The organism is Xanthomonas sp. LMG 12461, from assembly GCF_009192935.1.
Taxonomy (GTDB): domain Bacteria; phylum Pseudomonadota; class Gammaproteobacteria; order Xanthomonadales; family Xanthomonadaceae; genus Xanthomonas_A; species Xanthomonas_A sontii.
In genome coordinates this window covers 1-21,211 of record NZ_NQYT01000012.1, presented here as the reverse complement: position 1 = coordinate 21,211, position 21,211 = coordinate 1, and the positions used below count along the sequence as shown (strand labels likewise).

The 21,211-nt window shown below is 71.4% G+C and carries 12 protein-coding genes and 3 pseudogenes; 12 read left to right on the top strand and 3 right to left on the bottom strand.

What is annotated here, in order from left to right; translation table 11 throughout:
* Nucleotides 1–51: 51 nt before the first annotated feature.
* The gene (locus tag CEK68_RS03480; RefSeq protein WP_152238549.1) at nt 52–2,160 is read right to left on the bottom strand and encodes a methyl-accepting chemotaxis protein; all 2,109 of its coding nucleotides are present in this window, start codon (nt 2,158–2,160) and stop codon (nt 52–54) included.
* Between the two features lie 337 nt (nt 2,161–2,497).
* Between CEK68_RS03480 and CEK68_RS03475 the strand changes: the two genes are divergently transcribed.
* The 6 genes and pseudogenes from CEK68_RS03475 to CEK68_RS03450 all read left to right on the top strand — a co-directional run.
* Complete coding sequence (locus CEK68_RS03475; RefSeq protein ID WP_152238548.1) at nt 2,498–3,043, top strand: YdeI/OmpD-associated family protein; 546 nt, start codon at nt 2,498–2,500, stop codon at nt 3,041–3,043.
* Between the two features lie 96 nt (nt 3,044–3,139).
* Nucleotides 3,140–4,489 carry an MFS transporter gene (locus CEK68_RS03470; RefSeq protein ID WP_148827727.1) on the top strand — a complete coding sequence of 450 codons (1,350 nt, stop codon included), beginning with the start codon at nt 3,140–3,142 and terminating at the stop codon, nt 4,487–4,489.
* Between the two features lie 169 nt (nt 4,490–4,658).
* A complete protein-coding gene (gene folE, locus CEK68_RS03465) occupies nt 4,659–5,258 on the top strand; it encodes a GTP cyclohydrolase I FolE (protein WP_017909619.1) in 600 nt (199 codons plus the stop codon).
* Nucleotides 5,259–5,289: 31 nt separating this feature from the next.
* Nucleotides 5,290–6,759 (top strand): DUF3375 domain-containing protein, encoded by a 1,470-nt coding sequence (locus CEK68_RS03460; protein ID WP_043094008.1) that lies wholly within the window; start codon nt 5,290–5,292, stop codon nt 6,757–6,759.
* Complete coding sequence (locus CEK68_RS03455) at nt 6,746–7,426, top strand: DUF4194 domain-containing protein (RefSeq protein WP_152238547.1); 681 nt, start codon at nt 6,746–6,748, stop codon at nt 7,424–7,426. Before CEK68_RS03460 ends, CEK68_RS03455 begins: the two co-directional genes overlap by 14 nt.
* A gap of 95 nt (nt 7,427–7,521) precedes the next feature.
* Nucleotides 7,522–11,556: pseudogene (locus CEK68_RS03450) on the top strand (SbcC/MukB-like Walker B domain-containing protein); the annotation flags it as partial.
* On the opposite strand, the gene CEK68_RS03445 reads toward CEK68_RS03450, so the two are convergent.
* Nucleotides 11,441–12,214: a sulfite exporter TauE/SafE family protein gene (locus CEK68_RS03445; protein ID WP_152238545.1), complete on the bottom strand. Its 774-nt coding sequence runs from the start codon at nt 12,212–12,214 to the stop codon at nt 11,441–11,443. The pseudogene CEK68_RS03450 and the gene CEK68_RS03445 overlap by 116 nt on opposite strands.
* 96 nt (nt 12,215–12,310) lie before the next feature.
* Here CEK68_RS03445 and CEK68_RS03440 point away from each other — a divergent pair, with 96 nt between their 5' ends.
* From CEK68_RS03440 to bphP, 6 genes and pseudogenes are all read left to right on the top strand, one after another.
* Nucleotides 12,311–12,703: a YchJ family metal-binding protein gene (locus CEK68_RS03440; RefSeq protein WP_148827722.1), complete on the top strand. Its 393-nt coding sequence runs from the start codon at nt 12,311–12,313 to the stop codon at nt 12,701–12,703.
* A gap of 293 nt (nt 12,704–12,996) precedes the next feature.
* Nucleotides 12,997–14,181 (top strand): annotated as a pseudogene (locus CEK68_RS21455) (lytic murein transglycosylase); the annotation flags it as partial.
* Between the two features lie 165 nt (nt 14,182–14,346).
* Nucleotides 14,347–15,282, top strand: a pseudogene (locus tag CEK68_RS21450) (D-hexose-6-phosphate mutarotase); the annotation flags it as partial.
* Nucleotides 15,283–15,838: 556 nt separating this feature from the next.
* On the top strand, nt 15,839–17,089 hold the full coding sequence (locus CEK68_RS03430; protein WP_148827721.1) for a TCR/Tet family MFS transporter: 1,251 nt from the start codon (nt 15,839–15,841) through the stop codon (nt 17,087–17,089).
* 157 nt (nt 17,090–17,246) lie between these two features.
* A complete protein-coding gene (locus CEK68_RS03425) occupies nt 17,247–17,846 on the top strand; it encodes a biliverdin-producing heme oxygenase (protein ID WP_152238544.1) in 600 nt (199 codons plus the stop codon).
* Nucleotides 17,843–19,747 (top strand): bacteriophytochrome BphP, encoded by a 1,905-nt coding sequence (gene bphP, locus CEK68_RS03420; protein ID WP_152238543.1) that lies wholly within the window; start codon nt 17,843–17,845, stop codon nt 19,745–19,747. Before CEK68_RS03425 ends, bphP begins: the two co-directional genes overlap by 4 nt.
* A 21-nt stretch (nt 19,748–19,768) precedes the next feature.
* Here bphP and CEK68_RS03415 read toward each other — a convergent pair whose 3' ends face one another.
* Complete coding sequence (locus CEK68_RS03415) at nt 19,769–20,947, bottom strand: benzoate/H(+) symporter BenE family transporter (RefSeq protein WP_152238542.1); 1,179 nt, start codon at nt 20,945–20,947, stop codon at nt 19,769–19,771.
* Nucleotides 20,948–21,211 lie beyond the last annotated feature (264 nt).

Genomic DNA, 21,211 nt, shown 5'->3' with positions numbered 1-21,211 from the left:
CCGGCCCCGCGTCGCCCACCTGGGCGGACGGCGCGGCCGCCCGCGCGTCGATCAGACGTAGGCGCCGACCTTGAACACTTCCACCGCCTGGGTGAGCTGTGCCGACTGCTCCTCCAGCGAGCGTGCCGCGGTGCTGGCTTCTTCCACCAGCGCCACGTTCTGCTGGGTGGTCTCGTCCATGCGCGCGATGGTCTGGTTGACCTGGGCGATGCCGTTGGCCTGCTCGTGCGAGGCGGCGGAGATCTGGCCCATGAGGTCGGTGACGTGCTGCACGCTGGCCACCACCTGGTCCATGGTGGCGCCGGCCTGGTGCACCAGCGTGGCGCCGTGGGCGACGCGCTGCACCGAGTCGTCGATCAGGGTCTTGATCTCCTTGGCGGCGCCGGCCGAACGATGTGCGAGTGTTCCGACCTCCGCGGCCACCACCGCGAAGCCCTTGCCCTGTTCGCCGGCGCGCGCGGCTTCCACCGCGGCGTTGAGGGCGAGGATGTTGGTCTGGAAGGCGATGCCGTCGATCACCGCGATGATGTCGGCGATGCGCCTGGAGGCCGCCTGGATGCCGTCCATGGTTGCCACCACCTGGCCCACCACGTCGCGGCCTTCGCTGGCCACGCCGGCCGCGCCCAGCGCCAGCTGGTTGGCGCGCTGGGCGTGCTCGGCGTTCTGCTTCACCGTGGAGGTCAGTTCCTCCATCGAGGCGGCGGTCTCTTCCAGGCTGGCCGCCTGCTGCTCGCTGCGCTTGGCCAGTTCCTGGTTGCCGCTGGCGATGTCCTCGGCGGCGAAGCCGATGCTGTTGGTGGTGCGCTGGATGTGCGCGACGATGTCGGTGAGGCGGTGCACGGTGCTGTTGGCGTCGTCGCGCATGGTGGCGAACACGCCATGGAAGTTGCCGCTCATGCGCACGGTGAGGTCGCCGTCGGCGATGCAGCGCAGCAGCGCGGAGAACTTGGCCAGGTTCGCGTCGGCGGTGGCCATCATGGTGTCGAGGTTCTCGACCATGGTGCGGAAGGCGTGCTCGAACTTCTCCGGCTGGCCGCGGTGGGCGAAGTTGCCGGCGCAGGCGGCTTCGGCCAGGGTCTGGATCTGCACGTTGATCGCGTGCAGGTTCTGCTTGACCTGCTGCATCGCCGCGGTGATCGCGGCCTTCTCGCCGGGGTAGTGGGCGATGTCCTGGCTGAGGTCGCCGATGGCGTAGCGGCCCATCACCTCGGTGATGCGCAGCTGGGTCTGCACGTGCGCATCCACCAGGGCATTGGTGTCGGCGACCATGCGCCCGTACTCGCCGGGGAAGCGCTGCGCATCCATGCGGTAGCTGATGGCGCCGGCATCGTGGCGCGCAGCCATCTCGCGCTGTGCGGAAATCACCTCGTGCAGGCGCCGCTGCATCTGCTGCATGGCGCGCAGCAACTGCCCGGCCTCGTCGTGGGTGGTGACGGTGTCCGGGCTGCTCAGGTCGCCGGCGCCGATGCGCTCGGCCAGGCCCAGCGCCTGCCGCAGCGGCCGCACCACGCGGCGGGTCAGCAGCAGGGCGATCAGCGTGCCCAGCAGCAGCGCCAGCACGGTGCAGCCGACCATCAGCAGGGCGAAGCCGCGCGCAGTGGCCATCGCTTCCTTGGCGGCCTGGCGGTTCTTGGCTTCCTGCAGGTCGATGAAGGCGTTGATGCTCGCCAGCCAGTCGACGAAGGCCGGGCGCGCCTGCTGCAGCAGCAGCGCCTGCGCCTGCACGGTGTCGCCGGCATCGCGCAGCTGCCGCACCTGCGCGATCAGCGGCATGGTGCGCGCTTCGATGCCCTGGATGCGCTGCAGGATGGTTTTCTCCTGGGCGTCGCTGGAGACGGCGAGCAGGGCATCGAGCGGCTGTGCGGCGCGCGCGTAGTCGCCGGCCAGCTTGTCGATGGTCTGTTCGGTCGCCTGGCGGCTGGCCGCATCGTCCAGCAGCACCACGTCGCGCAGGGCGATGGCGCGGTCGTGCACGCTGCCGCGGAAGTTGATCGCGTAGCGCTGCTTGACGCTGTTGACTTCGTTGATCGCGGTGAGTCGCTGGTCGATGCTGTGCACGCGCTGGATGCCGACCACGGTGAGCAGGACCATCAGCACGATGATCGTGAGGAAGCCGAGCGCGAGGCGCTGGCCGATGCGCAGATTGGAAAGGGCGTGCATGGGATCGGGGGAATGGGGGGAAGGAAGAGGGATCGACGGTGGGTGACGACGGACGGGCAGGCAGGTTGCCTGCGCCCGCGTGACGCGCGCATGGCGCGGGTCCCCCGGGCCGGCGCATGGATAGCGGCGATGGCCTGTCGAACTGAAGGGAAGGGGCGAGGGCGCCCGCGGTGCCGTATCGAGAACGTGACGTTGTGCCGGTCTGCCGCGGCGGTGGCCGCCGGGCAGGTCAGGCAGGGCGCAGTGCCTGGCGAGCGACAAGACCAGGAGCGCGTCGCGCCGCCGCCGCGCGCAGGTGCAGCATGGCACCGCGCGCGGCCGGTGCTAAGGTCCGGGCATGACCGGCGCCGCCGACCCGATCCGCTTCCAGGCGACACTGCTGCGTCCAGCCACGCCGCCGGACGCGTCCTGGTGTCTCCTGCTGCTGCCTGCGGCGGCCAGCGCCGCGCTGCCCACGCGTGGCCTGGCCAGCGTGGAGGGCCGGTTCGCCGGGCATCCGTTTCAGGCCACGCTGCAACCCGATGGGCAAGGCGGCCACTGGCTGCAGGTCGAGGAGGCGATGCGGGCAGCCGCGGCGGTCGAGGTCGGCACCACGATGACCCTGGAGATCGCGCCGGCGGCGGTGGAACCGGAACCCGTGCTGCCCGACGACCTGGCGCGCGCGCTGGCCGCGCATCCGCCTGCGCGTGCGGCCTGGGACCCGCTGACCACGGTGGCGCGGCGCGACTGGATCTTCTGGATCGGCGCGGGCAAGCAGGCGCAGACGCGGGTCAAGCGCATCGCCAGCACTTGCGACATGCTCGCTGCGGGCAAGCGGCGGGTCTGTTGCTTCGACCGCTCGGGCATGTACAGCAAGGCCTTCGCCGCGCCGCAGGCGCAATGAGGTCATGGCGCGCACGCCTGGCGTGGCCGCCGTCGCGACAGGATCCTCGCAAGCGCCTGCCTATACTCCGTGACGTCCATCCATGAGGCCCACCGCATGAGTGCATCCACCTCTTCGTCCGCCGCCGCCGCACCGGGCAGCCTGCGCCGCTCGGTGTCCAACACGCTCAAGGGCTCGGCCGGCAACCTGGTGGAGTGGTACGACGTCTACGTCTACTCGGTGTTCGCCACCTACTTCGAATCGCAGTTCTTCTCCAAGGAGGACAAGAACGCCACCTTGTACGTGTGGGCGATCTTCGCGGTGACCTTCCTGATGCGCCCGATCGGCGCCTGGTACTTCGGCCGCTTCGCCGACCGCTACGGCCGCCGCCTGGCGCTGACCGTGTCGGTGTCGGTGATGGCGGCCTGTTCGTTCCTGATCGCGGTGACGCCCACCGTGGCCAGCATCGGCGGCGCGGCGGCGGTGGTGCTGCTGCTGGCGCGCCTGCTGCAGGGCTTCGCCACCGGCGGCGAGTACGGCACCAGCGCCACCTACATGTCCGAGGCGGCGATCCCGGGGCGGCGCGGCTTCCTGTCCTCCTTCCACTACGTCACCCTGGTCGGCGGCCACGTGCTGGCGCAGGCGGTGCTGTTCGGGATGCTGCACTTCTTCGACAAGGGCCAGATTTCCGAATGGGGCTGGCGCGTGGCCTTCGGCCTGGGCGGCATCGGCGCGCTGGTGGTGTTCTGGCTGCGGCGCACGATGGACGAGTCGCTGACCTCCGAGTCCATCGCCGCGGCCAAGCAGGGCAAGGACAGGTCCTCCGGCTCGCTGCGCGAGCTGTTCGTGCACCAATGGCGCCCGCTGCTGCTGTGCTTCCTGATCACCGCCGGCGGCACCGTGGCGTTCTACACCTACTCGGTGACCGGGCCGAAGATGATCCAGACCGCCTTCGCCGGCGACGACGTCATGGCCGGCACCATCATCAACCTGGCCGCGCTGATCGTGCTGATGCTGATGCAGCCGGCGGGCGGCTGGCTGTCGGACATCATCGGGCGCAAGACCCTGCTGGTGTTCTTCGGCATCGGCGGCGTGCTCTACACCTGGTTCCTGGTGCTGGAGCTGCCCAGGCAGAGCGACTGGCTGAGCGCGTTCGCGATCCTCACCGCGGGCTTCGTCATCCTCACTGGCTACACCTCGATCAACGCGGTGGTGAAGGCCGAGCTGTTCCCCACCCATATCCGCGCGCTGGGCGTGGGCCTGGGCTATGCGCTGGCCAATTCGGCCTTCGGCGGCACCGCGCCGTTGCTGTACCAGGCCTCGCTGAAGACCGGCCACGTCACCACCTTCGTCTGGTACGCCACGGCGGTGATCGCGGTGTCGCTGGTGGTGTACATGTTCTTCCTGACCAACAAGGGGTCCAACTGGCTCGACCACGAGGGCGAGATGCACGCGCGCCGGCGCTGACCGGCGCGGCGCCGGCCCGGGCGATGCGCATGCCGCCCGGGCGCGGAGCAGGCGGACGCTGAACGGCGCACCCGGTATCGGCCGGGTCGTCCCGCCGCGCGGAGGCCGCGCATGCGGCGGCTGCCAGGCGACTCGGGTACCATGCAGCCCCCTTACGGGCGTTCCCCCCATGGCCGATTCCGACAACAGCTCCACTCCCCCGGTGACCCAGGCGCAGGCCGAAGACGCAGTGCGCACCCTGCTGCGCTGGGCCGGCGAAGACCCCACCCGCGAGGGCCTGCTGGACACCCCGCGGCGCGTGGCCGAGGCCTATGGCGACTGGTTCAGCGGCTACCGCGCCGACCCGCGCGAATACCTGCTGCGCACCTTCGAGGAAGTGGCCGGCTACGACGAGCTGATCGTGCTGCGCGACATCGAGTACGAAAGCCACTGCGAACACCACATGGCGCCGATCATCGGCAAGGTCCACGTCGGCTACCTGCCGCGCGGCAAGGTGGTGGGCATCAGCAAGCTGGCGCGCGTGGTCGAGGCCTACGCGCGGCGCTTCCAGGTGCAGGAGAAGATGACCGCGCAGATCGCCCAGTGCATCCAGGACGTGCTGCAGCCGCTGGGCGTGGGCGTGGTGGTGGAAGGCGCGCACGAGTGCATGACCACCCGCGGCATCCACAAGCGCGGCGTCAGCATGGTCACCTCGAAGATGCTCGGCACCTTCCGCGAGGACGCGCGCACCCGCGCCGAGTTCCTGCGCTTCATCGAGCGCGTGCGCTGAGTCTGCGGATGCGGTGGTGGTCGGTTCCTGCATGAAGCCGCATGTCCGGATCGCCGGCTATCGCCAGTTGCGCGAACAGCCGTTGTGGAAGCTGCTCGCCGCCGACCATGCCCCCGAGCTGATCGGCCTGCTGCAGACCCTGCTTGGCGACGCCCAGCGGCGGCTGCCGGCCGATGTGCTGCACGAGCGCCTGCAGCGCCAGCTCGATGCGCTGAAGGACGACGAGCTGTCGCGCGAACTGCCGCGCACCGCGCAGGCCTACGTGGCGCACTGGCTGGCGCAGGGCTGGCTGGAGCGGCGTCTGCCCGAAGGCGATGCGCAGGAAGAATACGAACTGTCGCGGCAGGCGGCGCAGGCCATCCGCTTCATCGCCGGCGTGCGCGACAGCGCCAGCGTGGCCACCGAGAGTCGGCTGTCGCTGGTGATCCAGCAGCTGGTGCAACTGGCCGGGCAGACCGAGACCGATCCGGACGCGCGCCTGGCCGCGCTGCGCGCCGAGCGCGAGCGCCTGGACGCGGAGATCGAGCGCGTGGCCGCCGGCAAGCTGGCCGCGCTGGACGGCAAGCGCGCGCTCGAACGCACCCGCGACATCATTCGCCTGTCCGACGACCTGACCGAGGATTTCCGCCGGGTCCGCGACGATTTCGAGCGGCTCAACCGCGAGTTCCGCGAGCGCATCATCGACGACGAGGGCGCGCGCGGCGACGTGTTGGAGAAGCTGTTCGCCGGTATCGACGTGATCGGCGAGAGCGAGGCCGGGCGCAGTTTCCAGGCGTTCTGGAGTCTGCTCAACGATGCCGAGCAGAGCGTGCAGCTGGATGCGGCGCTGGAGGCGCTGCTGGCGCGCGGCTTCGCCCGCCGCCTGGACCGCCACGAACGCGCCTTCCTGCGCGGGCTCACCGGCACCCTGCTCGAACGCGGCGGCCAGGTGCACGAGGTGATGCAGCATTTCGCGCGCAGCCTGCGCGGCTTCGTGCAGAGCCGCGGCTACCTGGAACAGCGCCGGCTCAACCAGTTGCTGAAGCAGGCGCAGGGCGAGGCGCTGCAGTTGCGCGACCAACTGCATGCCACCGCGGCCACCGGTTACGTGCTGCCGCTGAGCAGCGCGCGGCTGCGCTCGCCGTCGCAGTGGCGCCTGCACGACCCGCGCAGCCAGCTGGTGGACGGGCGGGTGCAGGCGGCCGAGGCGGCGACGATCTCGCTGGACAGCGTCGGCGACCTGGTGGCGCAATCGGAGATCGACCTGCGCGGCCTGCGCAACGACCTGCACGACCTGCTCGGCCGCCAGCCGCAACTGAGCATCGGCGAGGCGCTGCGGCAGCGCCCGGCGGCGCAGGGCCTGGGCAGCGTGATCGGCTACCTGGCGCTGGGCACCCGCCATGGCGTGGTGGTCGACGGCGAATGGGAAGCGGTGCAATGGGAGGGCGGCGACGGCCAGGTCAGGCGCGCGCGCATCCCGCTGGTGTGGTTCACCAAGGAAAAACGCAATGAACTGGTCTGACGAATTCCACGGCCACGACGCCGATGCCGGCGATGTCGCCGCCACGTCCGCTGCGGCCGATGGCGGCACCGCGCTGTTCGCCGGCGACAGCGGCAGCCTGCCGCTGGAGGCGCGGCGCGCGCTGTGCCAGCTGCTGTCCGGCCCCAGCGTCGATGCCTACCGGCACGGCCCGCTGTGGCAGGCCTTGCTGCGCCACGAGGCCGCGGTCCGCCGCGTGCTGAGCGAGCTGTTCCTGGAACTGGTGCTGGACCGCGATGGCGGTGTGGCGTTCGCGCGCCAGGCCGATACCGGAGAGCTGGAGACCCCGGCGTTGCTGCGCACCGCGCCGCTGACCTTCATCGAGTCGGTGCTGCTGCTGTTCCTGCGCCAGCAACTGGCCGAGGCCGACACCCGCGGCGAGCGCGCGGTGGTCGACGAGGCGCAGTTGCTGGAAGTGCTGTCGGTGTACGAGAAGAACGTCTCTACCGACCGCGCCGGCTTCGCCCGGCGGGTGCTGGCGGCGATCGCCAAGATGCGCGACAACCACCTGCTGTCCAAGCTGCGCGGCAGCGAGGACCGCTACGAAGTCTCGCCCGCGCTGAAGCTGCTGTTCTCGGCCGAGGACGTGCAGGCGCTGGCGACGGCCTATCGCGGCCTGCGCGAGGGCGCGGCCGAGGCGGCGCCGTGAGCGGCCCGCGCCCGCACGTCGCGCACGCCTAGCGCCGGCTTTGCACCGTGCGCCGGCCACCGTGGCGGCCGTCCCCGTTTTCCGATGAGTTCCCGATGACGTCCCTGTCCGAATCGTCCACCGTCCCCGTCGCCCCGTCCCTGTTCGCCGAGACCCTGGCCGAGCAGCGCGCACAGCAGTACCGCATGCGCCGCCTGCAGGTGCACAACTGGGGCACCTTCAACGGCCTGACCGACGTGCCGATCGCCGAGAAGGGCTTCCTGTTCGTCGGCCGCTCCGGTTCGGGCAAGTCGACCCTGCTCGATGCGATGTCGGCGCTGCTGACCCCGCCGAGCATCGTCGACTTCAACGCCGCCGCGCGCGAGGCCGAGCGCAGCGGCCGCGACCGCAGCCTGGTGTCCTACGTGCGCGGCGCCTGGGCCGACCAGCAGGACAGCGCCTCCGGCGAGATCGCCACCCAGTACCTGCGCAAGGGCGCGACCTGGTCGGCGCTGGCGCTGGAGTACCGCAACGCGCAGGGCCAGGCGGTGAGCCTGGTGCGGCTGTTCTGGATCGCCGGCAGCGGCACCGCCGCGGCCGACGTGCGCAAGCACTACATGGTGGTGCCGCGCGGCTTCGACGTGGCCGCCGAGCTGGACGGCTTCGACCTGGACCTGCGCCGGCTCAAGCTGCGCCTGGGCGAGGACGTGCACCACTTCGACAGCTTCGCCGGCTACGCCGAGCGCTTCCGCCACCTGCTCGGCATCGGCAACGAGATGGCGCTGCGGCTGCTGCACAAGACCCAGTCGGCGAAGAACCTCGGCGATCTCAACGCGTTCCTGCGCAGCTTCATGCTCGACGAGCCGCGCACCTTCGAGGCCGCTGACCGCCTGGTCGAGGACTTCGCCGAACTCGACGGCGCGCACCATGCGGTGGTGACCGCGCGGCGCCAGGTGGAAACCCTGACCCCGGCGCGCGACTACCACGCCGAACTGCTGGCGCTGCGCCACAGCGTCGGCGAGTTGCGCGAACTGCAGCTGGGCATCGACGGCTACCGCGAGCAGCGCCGCCTGGCCCTGCTCGATGCACGCCTGCTGGAACTGGACACCCAGGACCGCGGCCTGGCCGGCGAGGAAGGGCAGCGCCGCGAAGCGCTGGACAACCACGAACAGACCCTGGCCGAGCTGGAGACCCAGCAGCGCGCGCAGGGCGGCGAGCAGGTCGAGGCGCTGGAGCGCGAACGCGGCCGCGTCGAACGCGAGCGCGACGAGCGCATGCGCCGCCGCAGCCAGGTCGAACAGGCCTGCCGCCAGCTCGGCATGGGCCTGGCCGGCAGCGCCAGCGGCTTCGCCGAACAGGTGGCGCAGGCGCGCGCGCTGCGCGACGGCGTCGCCGGCGAGGCCAGCAGCCTGGACGAGGCGATCGCCGAACGTATGGCCGAGCGCCGCGAGGACGAACGTCGCTTCGCGGTCATCCGCACCGAGATCGAGGCGCTGCTGAAGGCGCCCTCGAGCATTCCCGCGCCGATGCAGGCGCTGCGCGCGCGGCTGTGCGCCGAAACCGGCCTGCCCGAAGCGGCCCTGCCGTTCGTCGGCGAACTGGTGCAGGTGGAGGCCGACCAGGCCGCCTGGCGCGGCGCCATCGAGCGCGTGCTGCACGGCTTCGCGCAGTCGCTGCTGGTCGACGAGCGCCACTACGCCAGCGTCGCCGACTGGGTCAACAAGACCCAGCTCGGCACCCGTCTGGTGTACTTCCGCGTGCGCCACAACGCGCCGCTGCAGCAGCGCGAGCCCGACGCGAAGTCGCTGCTGCGCAAGCTGGAACTGCGCGACCATGCCTATGCGCCGTGGCTGCGCCAGGAACTGGCGCGGCGTTTCGACTACACCTGCGTCGATACCGTGGCGCAATTGCGCGATGCCGAGCGTGCGATCACCCGCGAGGGCCAGGTCAAGCATCCGGGCGATCGCTACGAGAAGGACGACCGCCACGCGGTCGGCGACCGCAAGCGCTGGCTGCTCGGCTACGACAACCGCGACAAGCTCAAGGTCTTCGAGCGCGAGGGGCAGACCCTGGCGCAGCGCATCGCCGCCTGCGATGCCGACGTGGCCGCCCTGCGCAAGCAGCGCGAACAGGACCAGGGCCGGCAACTGGCCGCGCACACCCTGGCCGAGCGTGAGTGGGACGAGATCGACGTCGCGCCCAAGCTGCAGCGCCTGAGCGACATCGCCGAGCAACTGCTGCAACTGCGCGAAGGCGACACCGCGCTGCGTGCGCTGGGCGAGCAGATCGCCACTGTCCGCGCGCGCCGCGACCAGGCGCGCCGCACCTACGAGGACGTGCGCCTGGAGCGCGCGCAGGTGAGCCGCGAGCGCGCCCGACTGGAGGCGCAGCGCGAGACCTGCGCCGCACGCGTGGCCACCGCGGTGATCGGCCCGGCGCAGGTGGCGGGGCTGGACGCGCGGCTGGCGGCGCTGCCGCCGCTGAGCCTGGACAACCTGGAGGCGCATCTGCGCAGCGTCGAGCGCGGGCTCGGCGAACAGCTGGCGCAGAGCCAGGCGCAGGACGCGCGGCTGAGCCAGCAGGTGCTGGATTGCTTCCGCCGCTACTGCCAGCAGTGGCCGGAGGACAGCGGCGACTTCACCGTCAGCCTGGCCAGCGCCGACGACTTCCTGGCGCGCCTGCAGCGCCTGGAGAGCGACGGCCTGCCGCGCCACGAAGGCCGCTTCTTCGACCTGCTGCAGACCCAGAGCAAGAACAACCTGCTGGCCCTGCAGCGCTACACGGCCGAAGCGCACAAGGCGATCAAGCAGCGCATGGACGAGGTCAACGCCAGCCTGGAACAGGTGCCGTTCAACCGCGGCACCCTGCTGACCATCGAAGTCAGCGACCGGCGCCTGCTCGAGGTGCAGGAGTTCCAGCAGCAATTGCGCGCCGTGCTCGGCCATCAGCAGACCGAGGATCGTGCGCTGGCCGAGGCGCAGTTCGCCATGCTGCGCGGGCTGGTGCAGCGGCTCGGCGCGCAGGAGCCGGAACTGCGGCGCTGGCGCGAGCAGGTGCTGGACGTGCGCCAGCACGTGGAGTTCGTCGGCGTGGAACTGGATGCGGACAGCCGCGCGCAGGTGGAGATCTACCGCAGCGGCGCCGGCAAGTCCGGCGGCCAGCGCCAGAAGCTGGCCACCACCTGCCTGGCCGCGGCGCTGCGCTACCAGCTTGGCGGCGAGGACGGCGAACTGCCGCGCTATGCCGCAGTGGTGCTGGACGAGGCCTTCGACAAGGCCGACAACGAGTTCACCGCGCTGGCGATGAACATCTTCGAGAACTTCGGTTTCCAGATGGTGGTGGCCACGCCGCTGAAGTCGGTGATGACGCTGGAGCCGTTCATCGGCGGCGCCTGCTTCGTCGAGATCAGCGGCCGCCACAACTCCGGCGTGCTGCTGATCGAATACGACGAGCAGGCGCACCGGTTGAAGCTGCCCGAGCGCAGCCGCAACGAGGCGACGACGCCTGCGGTGGAGTCCGGCGCGGCGGTGGACCAGGCCGGTCCCGATCTGCCACCGTCGACCGCGGACGCAGCGGCCACCATCGCCGAGCCCGGCACAGCCGCTGTGGCGGACACCGTTGCCGCGCCGGCGCGTGCCTCCGCCAAGGCGCGCGATGGCCGCGGCAATGGCGCCAAGTCGACCACGCGCAAGACGTCGCCAGCGACGCCCGGCAAACGTGGCGACACGCGTGCCGCGCCGTCCTCGGCCAAGGCCACCTCGGCGAAGGCGCCACGCCCGCCCGCCGCGGCTGCGGCAGCTGTGTCCGCGGCAACGCGGCCAGCCGCGCGGTCTGCGTCGGCGAAGCCGGTGAAAGCAGCCACAGGCAGCAAACCTGCGAAGCCGGCCAAGGCTGCAGCAGCCAAGACGCCGCCTGCGACCGCCAAACGCCGCGGCCACTGAGCGGCACTTGCGGTCGCGCGTGCCGATCGGCCGCGCGCTGCAACATCGTTGGGAGGGATGGCACGCGGCAACCACACGGTGCCGCGCACTGCACTCAGTGCAGCAGATCCCAGCCCATCTTGCCGATCAGCACCACCACCAGCACCAGGAACAACCGCCGGATCAGCGGCGTGCCGCCGCGCAGCGCCAGCCGCGTGCCGGTCACCGCGCCGGCCACATTGGCCACGGCCATCGGCACCGCCGCGGCCAGCAGGATCTTGCCGCTGGGCACGAAGAAGCACAGCGCGGCCAGGTTGGTGGCCAGGTTCACCACCTTCGACGCGGCCGAGGCGCGCAGGAAATCCAGGCCGAAGAAGCGGATGAACAGGAAGATCAGGAAGCTGCCGGTGCCCGGCCCGAAGAAGCCGTCGTAGAACCCGATCGCCGCGCCGATCGCCAGCGCGATCGCCAGTTCGCGGCGGCCGATGTGGCGCGGGCGGTGCAACGCGCCGAAGTCCTTCTTGACCAGCGTGTAGCCCAGCATCGCGATCAGCAGCACCAGGATCAGCGGGCGCACCGCCTGTTTCGGCAGCAGGCTCACCGCCGTGGCGCCGAGGAAGGCGAACACGAACGCGGCGGCGGTCGCGTACAGCACCGGCCGCCACGGCAGGCGCACGTGGCGCGCATAGCGCCAGGCGGCGGTGCCGGTGCCGGCCATGGAACTGAACTTGTTGGTGCCCAGGATCACCGCGGGCGCCTGTTGCGGCAAGGTCGCGAACAGCCCGGGCAACTGGATCAGGCCGCCGCCGCCCACCGCCGCGTCCACCAGCCCGGCGACGAAGGCGATGCACAGCAGCCAGGGCAGTTCGGTGGGGATCGACTCGAGCACGCCGGCGCTCCGCGCAAGGGGCCGCAAGCATAGCCGCCACCGGCCGCGACGCGTGCGCGGCGTGCGTCGTGTCGCCGCAGCCGGCACAATCGGCACATGTCTCCGTCCGCCCCGCGCCTTGCCGATCCCTGCCCCTGCGGCCGTCCGCGCGACTACGCGCAGTGCTGCGGGCCGTACCACGCCGGCACTCCTGCACCGGATGCCGAATCCTTGATGCGCTCCCGCTACAGCGCCTACGTGCGCCAGGACGCCGATTACCTGCGCGCGAGCTGGCATCCGTCGACCTGCCCGCCGCAGGTGGAGATCGATCCGCGCACGGCGTGGCTCGGCCTCACCGTGCAGCGCGTGCTGCAGACCGGCGCCGACAGCGCCGAGGTCGCCTTCCTGGCGCGCTATCGCATCGGCGGCGGCAGCGCCGTGCGCATGACCGAGCACAGCCGCTTCGTGCGCGAGGATGGGCGCTGGTACTACCTCGACGCGCTGGACTGAGCGGCGCGCGTCGCGCCGACGGGGCGCACGCCTGCACACCGCCGTTCGTTGGCGGGGCAAGCGTTGGCCCTCTGGCGCTTCGAACGGAATGCCGCAGTGGCCCGAACGCCATGCGTGTCGCGGCCGCGACGTCGTGCCGCGCGATCCGCCAACCAGGCCACGCTCGGAACGCGCTGCCGGTCGCGTGCCTGCCGCCCGCGCCGCGTGAGCGGAGCGCACACGCGCCGGTTGTTTATGATGTCGGCCCTGCCGTCGGCGAGGATGTTGCGATGATGCGTTTGGCCTGGATCCTGCTGCTGGCGGCCCCGTGCGCGCTCGCGCAGACCCCACCCGCGGCGGCGCCGTCCACGCCCGATCCGGCCTTCGCCAGCTGCGTGGCCGGCCTGCGCCCGGCCGCGGCCAAAGCGGGTGTCGCCGAGGCGTCGTTCGATCGCTTCACCGCCGGCCTGCAGCCGGACCCGAGCGTGCTGCCGCTGCTCGACGCCCAGCCCGAGTTCACCACGCCGATCTGGGATTACCTGGCCGGCCTGGTCGACAGCCAGCGCATCGACGATGGTCGCGCCATGCTCGCCGCGCATCGCGACCTGCTCGCGCAGGTGGCGCAGCAGTACGGTGTCGACCCGGAGACGGTGGTCGCGGTGTGGGGCGTGGAGAGCGACTACGGCCGCATCTCCGGCAAGCGCCCGCTGCTGGTGTCGCTGCTGACCCTGTCCTGCGAAGGCCGCCGCCAGCCGTTCTTCCGCAGCGAGCTGTTCGCGCTGCTGAAGCTGCTGCAGGCCGGCGACCTGCGCCCCGAGGGCCTGACCGGGTCCTGGGCCGGCGCCTTCGGCCATACCCAGTTCATGCCCAGCACCTACGCCCGCGTCGCCGTGGACGGTGATGGCGACGGCCGCCGCGACCTGGTCGCCAGCATTCCCGATGCGCTGGCCTCCACCGCCAACTATCTCAAGCTCGCCGGCTGGCAGAGCGGCCAGCCGTGGGGGCTGGAGGTGAAGCTGCCGGCGGGCTTCGACCCGGCGCTGGCCGGGCGCACCCAGCGCCGGCCGCTGTCGGACTGGCGCGCGCGTGGCCTCACCGCCGCCGACGGCGGCGCGCTGCCGGCGTTGGCCGCGCAGACGCCGGCAGCGGTGCTGATCCCGGCCGGCGTGCACGGCCCGGCGTTCCTGGTGTTCCGCAACTACGACGCGATCTACGCCTACAACGCCGCCGAAAGCTATGCGCTGGCGATCGCGCTGCTGTCCGACCGGCTGCGCGGCAAGCCCGGGCTGGTCGCGGCCTGGCCGACCGACGATCCGGGCCTGGGCCGCCCCGAGCGGCGCGAATTGCAGACCCTGCTGCTGGCGCGCGGCCACGCCATCGGCCAGGCCGACGGCGCCATCGGCACCGCCACCCGCCGCGCGATCCAGGCCGAGCAGCAACGCCTGGGCCTGCAGCCGGCGGACGGTCGCGCCGGGCAACGCATCCTCGATGCGCTGCGCCGCGAGGCCGGCGGCGCGCCTGCGGCACCCGCGCCGACACCGGCCACGCCGCCGCAATCGCCTGCACCGGCATCGTCGCCAGCACCCGCACCCGCACCGCCACCTACACCTACATCTACACCTACACCTACACCTACAAAGACGCAGTTCGGCGGCACCCCGCCCACCGCATTCCGGCTGCCGGCCGCTTACCCAGCCTTCGCCCACTCCCCCGCGCCACGGAGCATCCACCCCATGTCCGACGTCCCCGGCCTGAGCACAGGCGATTTCCACGGCTATCCCTCGCTGCTGGTGGAGACCCCGCAGTCCACCGCCGCGATCAGCCTGTTCGGCGGCCAGGTGCTGTCGTTCGTGCCCAAGGGCGGCACCGACGCGCTGTGGCTGTCGCCGAGCGCGCAGCCCACCCCGACCCCGATCCGCGGCGGCACCCCGGTGTGCTGGCCGTACTTCGGCCGCCAGGGCCAGAGCGACGCCGTACCCGCGCACGGCTTTGTGCGCACCGTACCCTGGCAACTGAAGGACGCGCGGCGCGAGGCCGACGGCACGCTGGTGCTGACCCTGGCGCCGCCCGACTTCGACGACCTGCCGCTGCGCCTGCGCATGCAACTGCGCATCGGTGCCACCCTGGAGCAGCGCCTGGTCACCGACAACGTCGGCACCGCGCCGGCCCGCTTCACCCAGGCGCTGCACAACTACTTCCGTGTCGCCGACGCCACCCAGGTGCGGGTGCAGGGCCTGGACGGCCTGGACTACCTGGACAAGTTCGAGAACTACGCCACACCGCATCGCCAGCACGGCGACTGGAGCCTGCAGGATCCGCGCGACCCCGGCCGCAGCGACCGCATCTACACTGGCGCCGGCGGCCGCTACACCCTGCTGGACCCGGGCCTGCAGCGCCGCATCGAGATCGCCACCACCGGCAGCCGCACGCTGGTGGCCTGGAACCCGGGCGAGGCCGGCGCACAGAAGATGGCCGACGTCGGCCCGCACTGGCGCCAGTTCGTGTGCCTGGAAGCGGCCAACGCCGGACCCGAGGTGATCGAACTGGCCCCGGGCGCCCAGCACGTGCTGCAGCAGACGATCTCTGTCGCGGCGTTGTGACCCCGGCCGAGTGACCGCGGCCGGACGGGGGCACCACCTGTTGCGGCCCGGCAGTCGGCATTGGTGACGGTCCGGCCGTGACTGCTGCGCCGCCGCGCCTTGGTGGCATGAGTGGCGCCGCTGCCTCCGCCGGACCCTCACCCCCGACCCCTCTCCCGACGGGAGAGGGGAGTCGCTCGGTGTAGAGGACGTCGGTTCCGACACAATCCGCCAAGCCTCGACCCTGTTGTGGGAGGGACTTCAGTCCCGACGCCTTGGTCCTTCAGGTCGCGGTTGAGACCGCTCCTGCGACAAGCAGCCTGGCTGCGCCGCTGGTGCAGGAAGGGGGCTTGGGCTTCGAGTCGCAATCAGCCAGCCCGGAAACTTCTGTGGGAGGGACTTCAGTCCCGACGCCATGACCCCACCGGTCGCGGTGCAAGCGCTCCTGCGACGGCCAGCCGAGCCACCACGGTGTCGCAGGCACGCCGCCCGTTCCGATCGGTCACCTTCCACACCCACGGGTGCGCCGATGACCAGGTACGCCGATTACACTGCCGCGTCCGCAAGGAGGCCTGCCGTGCACGCTCCGACTCCCGCTGTCCGCTCACGCCGCGCCGCGGTCGCCTTCATCTTCGTCACCCTGCTGATCGACGTGCTGTCTTTCGGCGTCATCATTCCGGTGCTGCCCACGCTGGTGCGCGGCTTCACCGGCGGGGACTTCGCCGCCGCGGCCAGGTGGGTCGGCTGGTTCGGCTTCCTGTTCGCCGCGCTGCAATTCGTCAGCTCGCCGCTGCAGGGCGCATTGTCCGACCGCTACGGCCGGCGCCCGGTGATCCTGGCCTCGTGCCTGGGGCTGGGCGTGGACTTCATGGTGATGGCGCTGGCGCAGAGCCTGCCGGTGCTGCTGCTGGCGCGCATGGTCTCCGGCGTGTTCTCGGCCAGCTTCACCTCGGCCAACGCCTACATCGCCGACATCACCCCGGCCGACAAGCGCGCCCAGGCCTACGGCATCATCGGCGCCGCGTTCGGCGTCGGTTTCGTGGTCGGTCCGCTGCTGGGCGGCTGGCTCGGCAGCCTGCACCTGCGCGCCCCGTTCTGGTTCGCCGCCGGGCTGGCTCTGCTCAACTTCCTCTACGGCCTGTGGGTGCTGCCCGAATCGCTGGCGCCGGAACGGCGCACCGCGCGCGTGGACTGGGCGCATGCCAATCCGTTCGGCGCGCTGCGCTTGCTGCAGCGCTATCCGCAGGTGTTCGCGCTGGCCGCGGTGATCTTCCTGGCCAACCTGGCGCACTACGTCTACCCGAGCATCTTCGTCCTGTTCGCCGACTACCGCTTCGGTTGGGGACCGAAACAGGTCAGCTGGGTGCTGGCCCTGGTCGGTGTGTGCAGCATCGTGGTCAACGCCGTGCTGGTGGCGCGGGTGGTGCGCCGCTTCGGCGAGCGCGGCGCGCTGTTGTTCGGCCTGGGCTGCGGCGTGATCGGCTTCGCCATCTACAGCGTGGCCGGCAGCGGCGCGCTGTTCCTGCTCGGCGTGCCGATCAGCGCGCTGTGGGCGGTGGCCGGGCCGGCGGCGCAGGCCATCGTCACCCGCCACGTCGGCGCCGACGCGCAGGGCCGCATCCAGGGCGCACTGATGAGCCTGGTCAGCCTGGCCGGGGTAATCGGGCCGCTCTTGTACGCGTGGGTGTTCGCCGCCTTCATCGGCCCGCACGCGTTGCTGCACTTCCCTGGCGTGCCGTGGCTGCTGGCGGCGCTGCTGCTGGGCGGCGGCTGGATCGTGGCCTGGCGCCGCGCGCGGGTGCCGGAGGCCGCGGCGGCCGGCGGCTGAGGCGCAGCTCCGGCGGCGCGTCCGGCATGAACGGCTCAGCTTGCTGGGATGGGCGTCGCGGCTCCCGCGCTGCCTCGCCTGGCACCGCGCGGTCGCGATTGTTACGCTGTGTCCTCTCTTTCGTCGCGGCCGGCCGGCTGCTGTACCAGTCGCCTGCATGATGTCCCCTCCCGACGGAACCGCCCTGCCGTTGACCGCTGCGCGCCTGCTGCGCGAGGCCACTGCGCAGCAGCACCAGGCGGTGGAAGACCTGCCGGCGATGCGCGCGCTGATGGACCCGGCACTGTCGCTGTCCGCCTATGTGCAGGTGCTGCGTCGCCATCACGCGGTGCTGGCCGGCTGGGAACAGCGCGAAGCGGCCTGGCTGCGCGACTGCGGCGATGCGCAGTGGCAGTACCAGCCGCGCACCCCGCTGCTGGCGCAGGATCTGCATGCCCTGCAGGCAACGCCGCCAGCGCCGCAGCCGCTGCCGCCGGCCGTCGACGTCGGCGCGCGTTGGGGCATGCTCTACGTGGTCGAAGGCTCGCGCCTGGGCGGCCGGGTGATCGCCCGGCACCTGCGGCAGACCCTGCCCACCGCCGCGCCGGCCCTGTCCTATTTCGAACTCGGCCATGCCGACCCGGCCGCCTGGCGACACTTCCAGCAGCGCCTGGAGCGGGCCTTGCCGACCGCGCCGCTGCAGCAGGCCGCGGTCGACGGCGCCCGCGCCATGTTCGCGCACTTCCACACCCACTTCGCCCTGGAGATCGCCGCATGAGCGACATCGTCGTGCCCCTGGACAAGGACGCCTGCGCACGCGAGCCGATCCATATCCCCGGCTCGGTGCAGCCGCACGGCGTGCTGCTGGTGATCGAACCGCAGGACGGGCGCGTCGTCCAGGCCAGCGCCAGTGCCGCCGACCTGTTCGGCCGGCCGCTGGACGCACTGCTCGGACAGCGCTACGACGCCCTGCTCGTGCTGGAGGATCCGCGCACGCGTCTGTTGCCCGACGCGGCCGAGCGCAGCGACCTGGCCTATGTCGAAGTGGGGTTCAAGGACGCGGCCGCCACGCAGCGCTGGGTCGGCGCCTGGCATCTGTATCCGGAACAGTGGCTGCTGGAACTGGAGCCGCGCGATGCGCCGCTGGCCGATGCCACCCTGCGCGAAGCGCTGCCGGTGCTGCGCCGGCTGGAGGCCGACCACAGCATCGAGGAGGCCTGCCAACGCGCCGCCAAGAGCCTGCGCAGCCTGATCGGCTACGACCGGGTGATGATCTACCGCTTCGACGACGACTGGAACGGCGACGTGGTCGCCGAGGCGCGCGCGGCGGAACTGGAGCCGTATCTCGGCCTGCACTATCCGGCCAGCGACATTCCGGCGCAGGCCCGCGCGCTGTACCTGCGCAACCGCGTGCGCCAGATCGCCAACGTCGGCTATGTGCCGTCGCCGATCCAGCCCACCCTGCATCCGCGCCTGCGCGCGCCGGTGGACCTGAGCGACGTCAGCCTGCGCAGCGTCTCGCCGGTGCACCTGGAATACCTGGCCAACATGGGCGTTACCGCCACCCTGGTGGCCTCCATCGTGGTCAACGACGCGCTGTGGGGCCTGATCGCCTGTCACCACTACCGCCCGTATTTCTGCAACCACGAGATGCGCGATGTCGCCGATGCGCTGAGCCGGGCGCTGGCCGGGCGCATCGGTGCGATCACCGCGGTGGCGCGCGCGCGCACCGAGTCGGTGCTGCTGACCGTGCGCGAGAAGCTGATCACCAACTTCAACGACGCCGAGATGCTGACCGCGTCCATGCTCGACGAGATGGCCTCGGACCTGCTCGACGTGGTCGATGCCGATGGCGTGGCGGTGTTCCATGGCGACCACGTCACCCGCCACGGCATGCTGCCGGCCACCGAGGACCTGGCGCGGATCCGCGAGCAGATCGAGTCCACCCATCACGAAGCGCTGCGCCACGACGCGGTCGGCGCGCTGCACTCGGACCAGATCGGCGAGACCTTCCCGGCGCTGGCCGATCTGGCCCCGCTGGCGGCCGGCTTCATCTTCGTGCCGCTGATGCCGCAGGCGCGCAGCGCGCTGCTGTGGACCCGTCGCGAACAGGTGCGCACGGTCAACTGGGCGGGCAATCCGCAGTTGGCCAAGCTGCAGGACATCGCCGGCTCGCGGCTGTCGCCGCGCAAGAGCTTCGACCTGTGGCAGGAGACCGTGCGTGGCCGCGCACGGCCCTGGTCGCCGATCAGCCTGGAATCGGCGCGCAGTCTGCGGGTGCTGATCGAGCTGATGGAACGCAAGCGCTTCCAGCAGGATTTCGCCCTGTTGGAGGCCTCGCTGTCGCGGCTGCGCGAACCGGTGGCGATCGTCGAGCGCGGCGAGGGTGCGCGGCGCAGCCGCCTGGCCTTCGTCAACGAGGCCTTCGCCGCCCTGTACGAGCGCGAGGTCGCAGAATTGATCGGCTGCGACCTGGAGCGCCTGTACGCCAGCGAGGCCGTGCTGGCGGAGACCCAGCGCATCGACACGCTGCTGCGGCAGGGCCGAGCCGCCTACGTCACCCTGCCGCTGCGCGTGGACGGCACCACCGCCGTGCACCGCCAGTTCGACTTCGAACCGCTGCCCGATCACTCCGGCGTGCCCAGCCACTGGCTGCTGCAGTTGCGCGACCCGCGCTGAGTCCGGTGCGGCGGCGCGGCCTCAGCGGCTGCGCCGCCACAGCGCCAGCGTCGCCGCACCGGCCAGCAGGCCCCACAGCGCCGCGCCGATACCGAACAGCGACAGTCCCGACGCGGTGACCAGGAACGCGATCAGCGCCGGCTCTCGCTCGCGTTCCTCGCGCAGCGCCGAGGCCAGGCTGTTGCCGATGGTGCCGAACAGCGCGATGCCGGCGATCGCCATCACCAGTTCCCTGGGAAAGGCCGCGAACAGCGCGGCCACGGTGGCGCCGAACACGCCGATCAGCAGATAGAAGACCCCGGCGAACACCGCGGCCATGTAGCGCCGCTGCGGATCCTCCTGCGCCTCGCGGCCCATGCAGATCGCCGCGGTGATCGCCGCCAGGTTCAGTCCGTAGGCGCCGAACGGCGCCAGCAGCGTATTGACCACGCCGATCCAGCCGATGGTCGGCGAGATCGGCACCGCATAGCCGGAGGCGCGGATCGCCGCGACCCCAGGCAGGTTCTGCGAAGTCATCGTCACCACGAACAGCGGCAGCGCGATCCCGAACAGCGCCTGCCACGACAGCGTCGGCCAGACCAGCACCGGCTGCGCCACGCGCAGCTGCGCCGCCTCCAGGTGCAGCGTGCCGCTGCCCGCGGCCACGGCGATGCCGACCAGCAGGGTGGCGATCACCGCATAGCGCGGGAAGGCGCGGCGCCCAATCAGATAGGTGGCGAACATCGCCAGCGCCATGCCGAGCCGGTGCTGCATCGCCACGAACACGTCCAGGCCGAAGCGCAGCAACACGCCGGCCAGCATCGCCGAGGCCAGCGACAGCGGGATGCGCCGCAGCAGGCGTTCGAACAGGCCGGAAAACCCGGCGAGCGCAGACAGCACCGCCACCACCACGAAGGCGCCGATCGCGTCGGACAGCGGCAGGCCGCCGCCGCTGCCGATCAGCAGGGCCGCGCCGGGCGTGGACCAGGCGGTGACCACCGGCATCCGGTAGCGCAGCGACAGCCCGATGCAGGTCAGGCCCATGCCCAGCCCCAGCGCCCACATCCAGGACGCGATCTGCGCCTGCGAGGCGCCGACGCTGCGCGCAGCCTCGAACACGATCGCCGCCGAACTGGTGAAGCCGACCAGCACGGTGACGAAGCCGGCGATCAGCGCGGGCAGCGAAGCGTCGCGCCAGAGCGCGCGGGCAGCAGCGGTCATGCGGAGTTCCATGGTGGAGCGCAGCCTGCATTCTCGGGCAAACGCCGGCGATCGGCTGTGCCGCGCCCTTACCGATAGAGAGGAGAGCGTGGCAGCACGCAGCGCTGCAAGGGCGCGCAAAAAAACGGTTGACCTTTTTTTCGGTGCCATTAAACTGCGCGGCCCGCTACGCAACTGCCGAGCTTCGGCGCGACAGAGGCAGGCGGGGCCGGAAACACCTAGCGAACATCGGGTGTTGACAGCGTGAAAAAGTCGGCTAATATG